This window comes from Mesorhizobium sp. L-8-3 (genome assembly GCF_016756615.1).
Classification (GTDB): domain Bacteria; phylum Pseudomonadota; class Alphaproteobacteria; order Rhizobiales; family Rhizobiaceae.
Genome location: NZ_AP023262.1, coordinates 7,446,965 through 7,459,947 on the forward strand (window position 1 = coordinate 7,446,965; position 12,983 = coordinate 7,459,947).

A 12,983-nucleotide genomic window follows, 5' to 3' on the forward strand; every position below is an offset into this window, starting at 1 on the left:
TGCTATCGTGACGCAAGTGGGCGTCGACGGGTCAGGTTTTCATTTAGCGTTTCAATTGAATTCGGAAATGAAAGTCCCCCTAGCTTTCCAGTTGGATAGGCCTCGCCGGAAGTCATGATCGTCTCGTCCCAGTGGAGGTCGCAATCATTCGTGATTGCGACCTTCACTAGCCAGCTCCGGCCAATCATTGCGGGAGGATATGCAATACAGGTCGAGGCGTTGTCGGCGTTTCGGCGGGTAAGACGGGATAGGCGACCTCCGGTACTTTTCCGGTCAGCGAATTAAGGAAGGCAACGAGCAGGTCGACTTCTTTTTCCGTCAATTCTTGGCCGAGCTGGGTGGTCCCCATAATGGCGACGGCCTGTTTCAGATCCCAAACCTTGCCCGAATGAAAGTATGGCGCGGTGAGTGCTACGTTGCGCAACGGCGCCACGCGGAAAACATAGGAATCGTCGGCTTCATGGGTCACGGCAAATCGGCCTTTGTCGTTTTCCGGCAGGACATCGGTGTTGGGCTTTTCAACGAGGCCGAATGGGGAATAGCCCTCCCCACCCACGTTGATACCGCCGTGGCAGGACGAGCAGCCTTTGTCCATGAAAAGCGTCAGGCCCTGTTTCTGCTCGGAAGTCATAGCGGCGTCATCGCCGTTGAGGAAGGCATCGAAGGGCGCCGGTGTGACCAGTGTCGCCTCAAAGGCTTCGATTGCCTTGGCGACGTTTTCGAAGGTGACGCGATCGGCTTCGCCCGGGAAAGCTGAATTGAACCACTCGACATATTGCGGCATCGACTTGAGCGTGGCGATGAGTTGACCTGGTGTGTTGGCCATTTCGACAGCGGCTTGGATCGGTGCCTTGGCCTGAACCTTCAGGTCTTCAGCACGACCATCCCAGAACTGCGCTATGTTGAAGACAGCGTTCAGTACCGTCGGCGCGTTGCGCGGTCCCTTCTGCCAACCATGGCCGATCGAGCTTTCTTGATTGTCGTCGCCCCCGGTGGCCAAGTTGTGGCACGAATTGCACGACAAGACGCCTGACGCCGAGACGCGTGGATCGAAGAACATTGCCTTGCCTAGGGCTATCTTCTCCGGTGTGATCGGGTTGTTGGCGACTGTCGGCGTGATGGATGGTAGAGGCTTGAAGGTGGCCCGTGCTGTTTCTCTGAGGTATACGGGGATCGTTTGCGCAGCAAAAGCGATGGCCGGCAACGCGACAGCCACCGTAGTGAATAGGATTTTCACAAGTGATCTCCCTGCGTTTTGCACGGAAGCCATTGTTGATATGCGGTTCGTGAACGCCTTGCGCTAAAGGCGGCAATCCTCTTTGAATAAAATCGATTCTGACGCGGACCTGACATATTGTCTTCCTTCGTTGCATTGCGCGATATCACCCACGATGAACGCCCAGTCGGTATCTCCTGTCGCCTCTCGAGAAGCATCAAAAGTCGTGCCAACTGAGCAGAAGGAACCTCCGGGGATTTTCTGGTCATCATTCAATAGGTTGAAGGAATCCGCAGCAAAGCGCAGCCCTACTCCGGTGTCGCGGATCTGACAGCCAACAGTCGGGCTGAAACAGAGAGATGTTGGTCCCTCAGCGTCTTGTCCGATGGGCACCCGGCCTCCTGCATGGGTGGGAGGGGACCACACGGTATTAAAGCTCAAGATGAACGCCGCCGGCAAGCATCGCTAGACAGTCCCCGCAGATACTTTGACGCTGGTCCGCGAGCTGGTGCGCCTAGTGCCCGACCGCCAGATCGCGGCTCCTCAATCGCGCCGCAAGCCGACGGCGCGTTAAAGCGGCCGCGCAATCATCGATGTGAGCGTGATGACGGCGCTGCGCACTGTGTCGTGGAATTGTGGCCACTGGAGCAATCCTCGTAAAGCGAGCCAAGGTTCTTGATCTAAACGGCGGCGGCCGCCATATTAGCGTAGCGCCTCTCACACGTTCGAGAGTGATCGCATTTTTGATGCCGCCGGCTCGGGCCGTTTCGGCATCCTATTTCAACATCGGCCGCCGCTTGTTTCGAGTCATCGAATGGCCGTTCTCTGCATTTGGAGGCAAAATGACCGCAACGCCTTTCGCGCTGCCCGAGGCAGTGCTTACCGCAATCTCAAACGGAAAACCCGTAATTCAGGCATATCGGGAACATCTTGGCTATTCGACCGAGGACATTGCCGTGACCAGCGGTCTGACAGTCGAGGAGGTCGGGCTGATCGAATCTGGCCATTGTTTCGACAAGGGCTATCGCGATCGGATCGCTCGGGCGCTTGGCTTGGCTGAGAGTATCTTCGATGAAATCTCGGGTATCCCGAACGCTGCCTGACGTCGGCCTCTGAAGACTACCCGCCGCCTGCCAGGTCGGATCAAAATCCCAAGGGTATATCAATACCCTTACGGCGGCGGGGCGGTGGCAGAATTCTTATTTCTACGGAATCCATTCGCTCTGCGGAAGATCGGCCTCATGCTGGGCGACACGGATGTAACTTTGGCCCGCACGAGAGGCCAGATCTGTGGATAGAGAGAACCGGCTAGCCGGTTGATGGTACGAGGGCATGTGGACAAAATATCCCTACCCGATGGTGGCGCCGAACTACGGCACAACGATCAGCGCTTGCGAAGTCGAGCGCTTAGACGAAAGATTTCGGCGAAACCACCCGAGGCCATCAGGAAGGTTCGTCACGATGAAAGCGATCCCTTGCCCGTTCTGCACAAGCTGCGAGGTTAGGCCATATGAGACGGACGAGGCGCGCGTTGTGATGAAATGCGAGGACTGCGGTGCATCGGGGCCGGTCTGCATCGACGAAGTCAACGCCGTCGAAAGCTGGAATTACCGTCCATCTGCCGAGCCCGAATAGGATTGTCCATGTGGCATGGCGATAGCGATGCGCCTACGCCTAATGGCCCCGGTCCGTCACCGGCGCGCAGAGCGTATTATCTTCGTCAGCCGGTGCCGCGTTTCTCTTGCGAGCCCCCGCCAGTCAGGCCCGGCGCATGCTGGCCTACCCCGTCAGAGTGCCAGGCCGCTCATGTCGCGCCTGCCGTACATGGCAACGAACCTTATCGCGCATCTGATCGACTGATATTGCCGATCACCTTCCGCAACTCGAGCGGCTGTAGCAGCGCATGCCGTTACATCGGATGCGCAAGTGTCGTCTGACAATCTCGCCGGAAAACTGCCGTCTCAACAATTCGGCCAGCCTGTCATTGCGACATCGCTCACTAGCCATACTCATGAAACCTGTTCTGGTTTGCCTCGCCTTGCCTAGCCGCCGGTCGCCTGACAGCCCACATGCCGACGCAGGTTCGGTCTGCCAGCCACCGTAGGGCATGTGACGTTGGACTGTCACGTTCGACCGTATACGTCCTCAAGCCGCACGATGTCATCTTCGCCGAGATACTCGCCGCTTTGGACCTCGATCATCACCAGTCCGATATTGCCGGGGTTTTCGAGCCGGTGTTTGTGGCCGCAAGGGATATAGGTGGATTGATTAGTGGTCAGGAGTAGCTCCTGGTCGCCGTTGACTATTTTCGCAGTGCCGCTGACCACGACCCAGTGCTCGGAGCGGTGATGGTGCATCTGCAGGCTCAAGCGTCCGCCCGGCTTCACCTCGATGCGCTTGATCTTGAAGCGCTCGCTTTCCTCCAGAACCGTGTAGGTGCCCCAGGGCCGGTGCACGGTACTGTGAAGCAAATGCGCTTCATGTCCCGCAGCCTTGAGTCCCTCGAAGAGTTTCTTGACGTCCTGGACGCGATCGCGGGATGCAACCAGCAATGCATCGGGGGAATCCACGATCACCAGGTCGCTGATGCCGACGGTGCCGATGACGCGTTTGTCCGAGCTTATGTAACTGCCCACGGTGTCGACCACATGGACATCGCCGCGAATCCTGTTGCCGCTCCCGTCAGCGGCGACCAGTTCGGCCATTGCGTTCCAAGATCCAATGTCGTTCCACCCCATTTCGCAGGGAACGACAGCGAGATTGTGGGTTTTTTCCATCACCGCATGGTCGAGTGAAATACGCGGCGCCATGGCGAAGTGCTCAGATGAGAGTTCGACGCTGGCAACATGTTCGCCGTGGCTGACGCGAGCATTATCATAGCTATCGAGAACGGCATCGATCACCTGCGGGCAATGCGCAGCCATTTCGTCGAGCATGACCTGCGCCTTGAAGCAGAAGATGCCGGCGTTCCAGAAGAAACGTTTGGACGCGACATAAGATTTGGCAGTCTCGGCGTTCGGTTTCTCGACGAACCGGACAACTTTCTCACCGTCGGCCTCGATGTAGCCGAATGCGGTGTCTGGCCTATCCGGGGTTATCCCCAAGGTTGCGATACGCCCCTGCAGCGCCTGTTCGATTGCCCGGTTCATGGCGGTTTGAAATGCGGGCAGATCACCAATCATATGGTCGGCGGGAAAAACACACAGAACAGCATCGGGACCCTGTGTTGCCTTGGCATGGACGGTTGCCGCAGCGACGGCGGCGGCGGTATCCCGACCCTCAGGCTCAAGCAGAAAGGTGCGTGGCAAAACAACGGAATCCAGCTCGTCGAAAACGTCTTTCGTAAGGAAGAGGTGCCCCGTGGACGTCACGGTAACAAGCTCCACGACATGCTGCATCGAAGCGGCGCGCAACACGGTGTGCTGGATGAGCGAAAGTCCATCCGCCACCTTGAGAAAAGGTTTGGGGTGCGATTGCCTTGAGGCGGGCCAGAGCCGCGAACCAGCTCCACCGCTGATGATGACCGGAACCACTTTCATCAAAGGTCCTCTATCTCGTCTGTAAGCGCGAACGCATGTGCCCCTTGCAGCGTCGAGGCGACGATCGCCATGGCCCTGCTCTCGGTCGAAGCTTCCGAGTAGCAGCGCAGTTCCGGGGCATTGCCGGAAGGCCGCAGATGTATGATCTCACCTGAAAGCATCCGCGCCCTGAGGCCATCGGTTTCGTCAATTTCGGCGACGGTCCCGAACGAGGCAAGAAAGTGCTGCAGTGCGTTCCGGCTTGCGAGATGATCCATCAATCTGCGCGAACTTTCCGCGGGGAAGTTCTGAAGCCGGTCACTGGCGCACACAGGAAGATTCCAAAGCCCGCGCAGTCGCGACAGCTTCTTTTTTGTCGACGCCATGGTACTGAGCACGGCCAAAATCGGGAGGAATGAGTCCCGCGTCGGCAGTGCAGTCAATGTCTTCCCATTCACGACACAATCCGAGCCCAGCAGAACACCACCATTGGCCTCAAAGCCGACGATGACGCCGCCGGCGCCGTGTAATGCTTCCATTGCTTCAATGACAAATGGAGACCCGACTTTCGTCCTCTGGACCGCGAAACCCAAGGCCTTCGAAATTCCCGAATTGGAGGTCACTGGCGTCACGATCGTGTCTGCCTTCAGGAAAAGAGCCGTTGCAAGCCCAACCAGGTCGCCGCGAAGAAGATCGCCGTTTTCATCAGCGATGAGTGGCCGATCAGCGTCCGCATCGGTCGACACGATGGCATCGAGACCGAATTCGCGGACCCACTTCTTCAATTTTGCGATTGTTGCTGCGTCCACGGCTTCGGTATCGACAGGTACGAAGGTCCCGGTTTTCCCGACGGCGACCACGCTGGCACCGAGCGATCGAAGAACCTGTACCAACAGTTCCGCCGCGACCGAACTGTGCTGATAGACACCAAGTCTCATGCCGGAAAGTGAGCCCGGCTCCAGCATGTCATGGGCGCGCTCTCGATAAGAGGCGATCGCTTCTTCACGGTGCATAGGCCACGTCGTTCCCAGACAAGCCGTTGGTAAGCAATACGCAATTGATCTTTCGGCTACAAAGCGCGTAATCGCGGCCTCATCCGCCTTGCTGATTTCACCATTCGGGCCATAGAATTTGATGCCATTGCGATCGGCTGGAATGTGCGACCCGGTGACCATAAGAGCCGCCGCGCCGTGTTTGCATGCATATAGTGCCAGGGCAGGCGTGGGTATGGTGCCGCAATCGATCGGCTGGAAACCATTTGCGGCCAACGCCGCCATGCAATTGTTGGCTATCGCCTGACTGCTGTCACGTAGGTCGCGGCCTATGAAGACTGAACTATTCGGCTGAACCCGGCTGGAAATCAAACGCCAAGCGAAAGCTTCGGTATAAAGTCCGCTGGCCTTGCCGACCAATTCCGAAGCCAAACCTCGAACGCCGCTTGACCCGAATTTCATGATTTCGCTTTGCTAGTGGACAGGCAGGGTGGGGTAATGTTGCAATGGGCTAGTACTTTCTACTGCAAGCGCCATCGTTCTCAGGCACCTGCTGTTCAGGTATGCGGTCTCTACAACACGGTGTGGCGTAAGGACCCCTCAGAGTTCCGCCGAACAGCAGGGCATCCACTGGCACAGGGGCATCCACAGTTCTCCTTCTAATGGAATCTTTTGGCGGGCTCATCTAATGATCAAGGAAGTGGAGTGATCGATCGGTGCCTGCCGGTATTTCGCTATGCAGCATCATGACAGGTCCGTAAACTTGGTTGTTTGGATGGAACGCATCCATGGCATGGATAGGGCTAGAAAGCCGTCTCGATCAGCGCAATGGAACCCTGTGATTCTTGGGTAATGGATTAAGGTCAGCCAGAGCGCTCGCCGACCATGGCGTCGCCTAGGGCGCTGGACCCAAGCAGGAACCGATGCTTGGATCAGTTGGGGCGACGATCAGCGCCGACAATGTCTTGCCTTGCGACGCCCTTCAGAAAGTTGTTTCTGGAATTGCGTTCGATCAAGGCCCAGCGCAAAACCTTGATGCAGTCGTCGCCGTCGCAATCTTCGCCTTCGGCTTTGTCTACATCCATCCGTTCGAGGACGGAAACGGCCGCATTCACCGCTACCTGATCCACCACGTCCTTGCCATGCACAGCTTCAATCGCCGGGAGTGGTGTTTCCCGTCTCGGCCGCGATCCTGGACCAGATCGACGAGTACAGGCGCGTGCTGGAGAGCAATTCGAAGCGCCTTCTGCCATTGGTCGAATGGGAACCGACGCCGCAATTCAACGTCCGGGTGCTGAATGACACCGGGGATTTCTACCGATACTTCGATGCAACCCCGCACGCCGAATTTCTTTATGCCTGCCTTCGGCGGACGATCGAACGGTACCTTCCTTACGAAACAGCTTTTCTGCAGCGCTACGATCAATTCCGGCAACTGGTGAATGCCTTTATCGACACGCCCAAGCGGCTGATCGATCTGCTCTTCCGTTTCCTTAACCAGAATGGTGGCCCCTATCGAGCCGCGCCCTCGGAAAGGAATTCCCGGCTCTGACCAATGACGAAGCGCGGGCGGCTCGAGGCGATCTATGCGCAGACCAGAAAACGGCAAAGCACGCGGCAGAAGCCTTTCCCTGGGACTGCCGGTCGACCCTTGCGTTAGCGCCGAAACTCGGGACGTCAAGTTCTGGGGCAAACCGGACAAGCCGAAGGTGTGTCGGGAATGCTGCTGCGCCACGGCAGTGATTTCTGCATCATCTATACGCCTATATACGCAGTGCCGGCGTCAGCACCCCAGCGGTCGAAGATACGCGACAAGTCGCGTGCAAGTCATCTTGGGGACGCTGACAACAAGGTACGTGCGCTCAATCGCGTCCACCCCATTCACAAAACCGGCTCCGTGGAGTAGTGGGAACGCAGAGAAATCTCCGGTCGCAGCCTTACCCGGTCAAAACAAGGATTCAAACCATGAATGCCCTCGTCATCTGCTCCGGCGGATTGGACTCTGTTTCGCTCGCTCACAAGGTGGCGACCGAGCAGAAACTCATTGGCCTGCTTTCGTTCGATTACGGCCAGAGGCACAAAAAGGAACTCGGCTTTGCCGCTATCTGCGCCAAGCGGCTGGCTGTTCCGCACCAGATCGTCGATATCCGCGATGTTGGCCGGAACCTGAGCGGCTCGGCGCTGACTGATAATGTGGACGTGCCCGACGGGCACTATGCCGAAGACTCCATGAGGATCACGGTGGTGCCGAATAGGAACGCCATCATGCTGGCCATCGCCTTCGGGGTTGCCGCCGCGCAGAAGGCCGATGCGGTGGCCACTGCCGTCCACGGCGGAGATCATTTCATCTATCCCGATTGCCGGCCCGCTTTTATCGACGCCTTTCAGACGATGCAGAACCATGCCCTCGCAGGCTACGCCGATATCCGCCTGTACGCTCCGTATGTGAATATGTCGAAGGCCGACATCGTCAGCGAGGGGGCAAAGTACGCCACACCGTTCGAGGCGACGTGGTCCTGCTACAAGGGCGGTGCACGTCATTGCGGTCGCTGCGGGACATGCGTCGAACGGCGCGAAGCATTCGATCTGGCCGGCATCACCGACCCGACAGATTATGAGGACGCAGACTTCTGGCTCCACGCTATCCAGACAAGGAGCGCGTGATGTTCCGCATTACCAAAGAGTTCCACTTCTCGGCCTCGCATCAGCTCACCTCCTTGCCACCAGATCATCAGTGCGCACGTCTGCACGGCCACAACTACATCGTCGTAGTGGAGCTTTCAGGTGGCGAACTGGACGAACACGGCTTTGTGCGCGACTACCAAGATCTGGCGGCGTTCAAGCACTACATCGATGGGACGTTCGACCATCGGCATCTTAACGACGTGCTGGGGCATGACCATGCCACAGCGGAATGTCTGGCCAGGCACTTCTACGACTGGTGCAAGGTGCGGCTACCCGAAACCTCCGCCGTGCGGGTGAGCGAGACGCCGAAAACCTGGGCGGAATACCGACCATGACTTGCGCGTTGCATCCCGGAATCCGGGTGAGCGAGATTTTTGGGCCGACCATTCAGGGCGAAGGCGTGCTGATCGGCTTGCCGACGGTGTTCGTAAGAACCGGCGGGTGCGATTATCGCTGTTCCTGGTGCGACAGCCTGCATGCGGTGGACCGTCGCTTCCGCCATGATTGGGAGATGATGTCTTCCGACGCGGTTTGGCAAAAGGTCATTGCACTTTCCGGCGGTCAGCCCGTGATGGTATCGCTGTCGGGCGGCAATCCGGCCATCCAGCCGCTTGGCCAGTTGATCGACCGCGGGCATGGTGAGGGGTACCGTTTTGCATTGGAAACCCAAGGTTCGGTGTCTAAGCAATGGTTCGCGGATCTCGACGTGCTGGTACTCAGCCCCAAGCCGCCCTCAAGTGAAATGACGACAGATTGGGCCGCGTTCGACGCCTGCTTAGAGGCGGCGCAGGATAAGCCGCAGACGGCGCTCAAGCTCGTCGTCTTCGACGAAGATGACTATGCCTATGCCAAAGACGCCGCGGCGCGCTACCCGCAATTACCCGTCTATCTGCAGCCCGGCAATCACACGCCGCCGCGTCCCGGCAACGAAGACGCGTTCATCGACATGGCCGGTGTGATGAGGCGCATGGAATGGCTGGTTGAAAAAGTGACCCGTGACATGTGGTTCGAGGCGCGTGTACTGCCGCAGCTTCATGTTCTGCTCTGGGGAAACAAACGGGGCGTCTAGCCGAAGGGGAAGGATTGCCGACGATGAGCAAGACAGACCTCTATAGCAATCTCACCCAACTGGGCGGCAGCAGCGTCGTTCCGGAAAGCCCCGAAAACACCGTGCTGGAAAAGGCACCGAAATCCGCATGAGGGCTCGCCTTATTGGGGGCGCTTCACCGCTCCTCTGGAGCGTGACTTGCTGTCGATACTACCATGCTTTTCCGCTGGGTTTGTTTGGTCGCCGATCACCGCTGCGGGACGAATGCGCTTGACAAAATAGCGAAGGGCCGTTCAATTCGATGCATTCACCAGGGGAGTCCCGGCAAGGGGCTGAGATACTGCTGGCTTTCGCGGCGCAGTGACCCGTTGAACCTGATCCAGTTCATACTGGCGTAGGGACGGTGCAAGCGCTTTGCGGGAGTTTACGCCCGAGGTCCTGTTTCGGCAGGTCGGCAGAAGCGTCTTTTCATCCTTCCGGCACAGAACTGGGTCTCCAATGCATGAGCAAAGGAGCCTCACGATGAATGCCCTCACCCCCGCCGTATCGACGGGACCCCTGCCCGCCTCGCGCAAGATCCACAAGACCGGCGTCCTCCATCCGCAGATCAGGGTGCCGATGCGCGAAATCTCCGTCCATCCGACGGCCGGCGAACCGCCCATCACCGTCTACGATCCGTCAGGCCCCTATACGGACCCTGCTGTCGAAACCAACATCGAAAAGGGCCTTGCCCGGCTTCGCCACGAATGGGTCACGGCGCGCGGCGATGTCGAAGCCTATGACGGCCGCCATGTCCGGCCGGAAGACAATGGATTCGTCACGGGCGAGCGCCTGACGCCGGAATCTCCCATTCGCAATCGGCCGCTCAGGGCCAAGGCAGGCAAGGCGGTCACGCAGCTAGCCTATGCGCGCGCCGGCATCATCACGCCTGAAATGGAGTTCGTCGCCATCCGCGAGAACCTCGGCCGCGAGATCCTGCGCGGCAAGCTTGAGCGCGACGGCGAAGCCTTCGGCGCGGCGATCCCCGACTTCGTCACGCCGGAGTTCGTGCGCGACGAGGTGGCGCGCGGACGCGCGATCATTCCCGCCAACATCAATCATCCCGAGAGCGAGCCGATGATCATCGGCCGCAATTTCCTGGTGAAGATCAACGCCAATATCGGAAATTCGGCGGTCACCTCCTCGATGGCCGAGGAGGTCGAAAAGATGGTCTGGGCGATCCGCTGGGGCGCCGATACGGTGATGGACCTCTCGACCGGCCGCAACATCCACAACATCCGCGAATGGATCGTGCGCAATGCGCCGGTGCCGATCGGCACGGTGCCTCTCTATCAGGCGCTCGAAAAGGTCAACGGCATCGCCGAGGATCTGAGCTGGGAGGTCTACCGCGACACGCTGATCGAACAGGCCGAACAGGGCGTCGACTATTTCACCATCCACGCAGGCGTGCGGCTGCACTACATCCCGCTGACGGTCGACCGGGTCACGGGTATCGTGTCGCGCGGCGGGTCGATCATGGCCAAATGGTCCCTGCACCATCACCGGGAGAGCTTCCTTTACGAGCATTTCGCCGAAATCTGCGACATCTGCCGCGCCTATGACGTGTCCTTTTCGCTCGGCGACGGCCTTCGTCCCGGCTCGATCGCCGACGCCAACGACGCGGCGCAATTCGCCGAGCTGGAAACGCTCGGCGAGCTGACGAAGATCGCCTGGGCCAAGGATTGCCAGGTGATGATCGAGGGGCCCGGCCACGTGCCGATGCACAAGATCAAGGAGAACATGGACAAGCAACTCGCCGTCTGCGGCGAGGCGCCTTTCTATACGCTTGGACCGCTGACGACCGACATCGCGCCGGGTTACGACCACATCACCTCAGGTATCGGCGCCGCCATGATCGGCTGGTTCGGCACCGCCATGCTCTGCTACGTCACACCGAAGGAACATCTCGGCCTTCCCGATCGCAACGACGTCAAGATTGGCGTGATCACCTACAAGATCGCAGCACACGCCGCCGACCTGGCGAAGGGGCATCCGGCGGCGAAAGTCAGGGATGACGCCCTTTCCCGCGCGCGCTTCGAGTTCCGCTGGGAGGACCAGTTCAACCTGTCGCTCGATCCCGAAACAGCGCGGTCCTTCCACGACCAGACCTTGCCCAAGGAAGCGCACAAGGTGGCGCATTTCTGCTCGATGTGCGGGCCGAAATTCTGCTCGATGCGGATTTCCCACGACATTCGTGCCGAAGCGCAGAAGGAGGGCATGGCGGCGATGGCGGCGAAATACCGCGAGGGCGGCGATCTCTACGTGCCGGCGGACGAGACCGGCACACCGCTGGTGCCGGAGGCGCATGAGCGGTCATGAGGGTGCTGGTCAAAGGGGCCGGCGTCGCCGGTCTCACCGCAGCCTTCGAACTCGCCACGCGCGGCGCGGCGGTGACAGTTGCTGAGACAAGACATGGCCTCGGCGGCAATGCGTCGTGGTTCGCCGGCGGCATGCTGGCGCCATGGTGCGAGCGCGAAAGCGCCGAGCAACCGGTGCTGGATCTCGGACGCGATGCCGCCGACTGGTGGGAGGCGGCAACGCCCGGGCAGGTGACGCGGGCCGGAACACTGGTCGTGGCCGCGCCGCGCGATGCGGGCGAACTCGACCGGTTCGCCAGCCGCACGTCGGGTCATCGGCGCGTCGATGAGGATGAAATCGCGTTGCTCGAGCCCGACCTCGCCGGCCGCTTCCGCCGCGGACTGCTCTTCTCCGACGAAGCCCATCTCGACCCGCGCCAGGCGATGGCGGCACTTCATGACAGGCTGGCGGCGATGGGAGTCGAATTCCACTTCTGCGCCGATGCCCCGGCTGTTTCCGGGTTCGGTCGTCAAATCGACTGCACGGGAATGTCCGCCGTCGATGGAAGGCTGCGTGGCGTTCGTGGCGAGATGCTGATCCTGCGTACGCCTGATGTCTCGCTGTCGCGCCCGGTCCGGCTGCTTCATCCGCGCTTTCCGCTCTATATGGTGCCACGCACCGACCACCGTTTCATGATCGGCGCGACGATGATCGAGAGCCAGTCCACTGGACCTGTCACGGCTCGTTCAATGATGGAGCTTTTGGGCGCGGCCTATGCCCTCCATCCGGCCTTTGGCGAGGCCGAGATCGTTGAAACCGGTGTCGGCGTTCGTCCGGCCTTTCCCGACAACCTGCCCCGCGTCGAAGCGAGCGGAGACACCGTCGCGATCAATGGGCTCTATCGTCACGGTTTTCTCCTCGCCCCCGCCATGGCGCGCCAAGCTGCCGACCTGGTTTTCAATCAAGACGGAACCAAGGAACCTACTCATGAAACTGATGGTCAACGGCGAAGCGCGTGAGGTTGCCGCCACCACGCTGGCGGAGCTGCTTGCCGCGCTCGACTATGAAGGCGATTGGCTCGCCACTGCCGTCAACAGCGACCTCGTGCACAAAGCCAACCGGGCGGAATTCCAGTTGAGCGACGGCGACCGGATCGAAATCCTCTCACCCATGCAGGGAGGCTAGAC

General features: G+C 59.5%; 13 protein-coding genes and 1 riboswitch. Of the genes, 9 read left to right on the forward strand and 4 right to left on the reverse strand.

Going from position 1 to position 12,983, the window contains the following annotated elements; all coding sequences use genetic code 11:
* Positions 1–184: 184 nt before the first annotated feature.
* A complete protein-coding gene (locus JN302_RS34465; protein WP_096453556.1) occupies positions 185–1,270 on the reverse strand; it encodes a cytochrome-c peroxidase in 1,086 nt (361 codons plus the stop codon).
* Positions 1,271–1,947: 677 nt separating this feature from the next.
* Here JN302_RS34465 and JN302_RS34470 point away from each other — a divergent pair.
* The gene (locus JN302_RS34470; RefSeq protein ID WP_244734336.1) at positions 1,948–2,319 is read left to right on the forward strand and encodes a transcriptional regulator; all 372 of its coding nucleotides are present in this window, start codon (positions 1,948–1,950) and stop codon (positions 2,317–2,319) included.
* A 1,020-nt stretch (positions 2,320–3,339) separates the two neighbouring features.
* Here JN302_RS34470 and JN302_RS34480 read toward each other — a convergent pair.
* The 3 genes from JN302_RS34480 to JN302_RS39845 form a co-directional block, all read right to left on the reverse strand.
* Positions 3,340–4,755, reverse strand: a complete 1,416-nt coding sequence (locus JN302_RS34480) for a mannose-1-phosphate guanylyltransferase/mannose-6-phosphate isomerase (RefSeq protein ID WP_010913522.1) — start codon at positions 4,753–4,755, stop codon at positions 3,340–3,342.
* The gene (locus JN302_RS34485) at positions 4,755–6,188 is read right to left on the reverse strand and encodes a phosphomannomutase (protein WP_202296399.1); all 1,434 of its coding nucleotides are present in this window, start codon (positions 6,186–6,188) and stop codon (positions 4,755–4,757) included. Before JN302_RS34485 ends, JN302_RS34480 begins: the two co-directional genes overlap by 1 nt.
* 470 nt (positions 6,189–6,658) lie before the next feature.
* Positions 6,659–6,874 (reverse strand): hypothetical protein, encoded by a 216-nt coding sequence (locus JN302_RS39845; protein ID WP_052292096.1) that lies wholly within the window; start codon positions 6,872–6,874, stop codon positions 6,659–6,661.
* Between JN302_RS39845 and JN302_RS39850 the strand changes: the two genes are divergently transcribed.
* The 8 genes from JN302_RS39850 (at position 6,782) to thiS (ending at position 12,981) form a co-directional block, all read left to right on the forward strand.
* Positions 6,782–7,024: a Fic family protein gene (locus JN302_RS39850; RefSeq protein ID WP_244673241.1), complete on the forward strand. Its 243-nt coding sequence runs from the start codon at positions 6,782–6,784 to the stop codon at positions 7,022–7,024. The two genes, JN302_RS39845 and JN302_RS39850, sit on opposite strands and share 93 nt — an antisense overlap.
* Positions 6,946–7,278 carry a hypothetical protein gene (locus JN302_RS39855; RefSeq protein ID WP_342216000.1) on the forward strand — a complete coding sequence of 111 codons (333 nt, stop codon included), beginning with the start codon at positions 6,946–6,948 and terminating at the stop codon, positions 7,276–7,278. The genes JN302_RS39850 and JN302_RS39855 overlap by 79 nt, the downstream gene beginning before the upstream one ends.
* Positions 7,279–7,691: 413 nt before the next feature.
* The gene (gene queC / locus JN302_RS34495; RefSeq protein WP_096453546.1) at positions 7,692–8,390 is read left to right on the forward strand and encodes a 7-cyano-7-deazaguanine synthase QueC; all 699 of its coding nucleotides are present in this window, start codon (positions 7,692–7,694) and stop codon (positions 8,388–8,390) included.
* Entirely contained in the window at positions 8,390–8,746 is a 357-nt protein-coding gene (gene queD / locus JN302_RS34500) for a 6-carboxytetrahydropterin synthase QueD (protein ID WP_044548957.1), read from the forward strand. The genes queC and queD overlap by 1 nt, the downstream gene beginning before the upstream one ends.
* Complete coding sequence (gene queE, locus JN302_RS34505; protein WP_202296411.1) at positions 8,743–9,480, forward strand: 7-carboxy-7-deazaguanine synthase QueE; 738 nt, start codon at positions 8,743–8,745, stop codon at positions 9,478–9,480. The genes queD and queE overlap by 4 nt, the downstream gene beginning before the upstream one ends.
* Positions 9,481–9,761: 281 nt before the next feature.
* Positions 9,762–9,878: riboswitch (TPP riboswitch) on the forward strand.
* 103 nt (positions 9,879–9,981) lie between these two features.
* Positions 9,982–11,817: a phosphomethylpyrimidine synthase ThiC gene (gene thiC / locus JN302_RS34510; protein ID WP_202330567.1), complete on the forward strand. Its 1,836-nt coding sequence runs from the start codon at positions 9,982–9,984 to the stop codon at positions 11,815–11,817.
* On the forward strand, positions 11,814–12,815 hold the full coding sequence (thiO, locus tag JN302_RS34515; protein WP_202324443.1) for a glycine oxidase ThiO: 1,002 nt from the start codon (positions 11,814–11,816) through the stop codon (positions 12,813–12,815). The genes thiC and thiO overlap by 4 nt, the downstream gene beginning before the upstream one ends.
* Positions 12,784–12,981, forward strand: coding sequence for a sulfur carrier protein ThiS (thiS, locus tag JN302_RS34520; RefSeq protein ID WP_202296417.1), 198 nt, complete (start codon positions 12,784–12,786; stop codon positions 12,979–12,981). Before thiO ends, thiS begins: the two co-directional genes overlap by 32 nt.
* Positions 12,982–12,983: the final 2 nt, after the last annotated feature.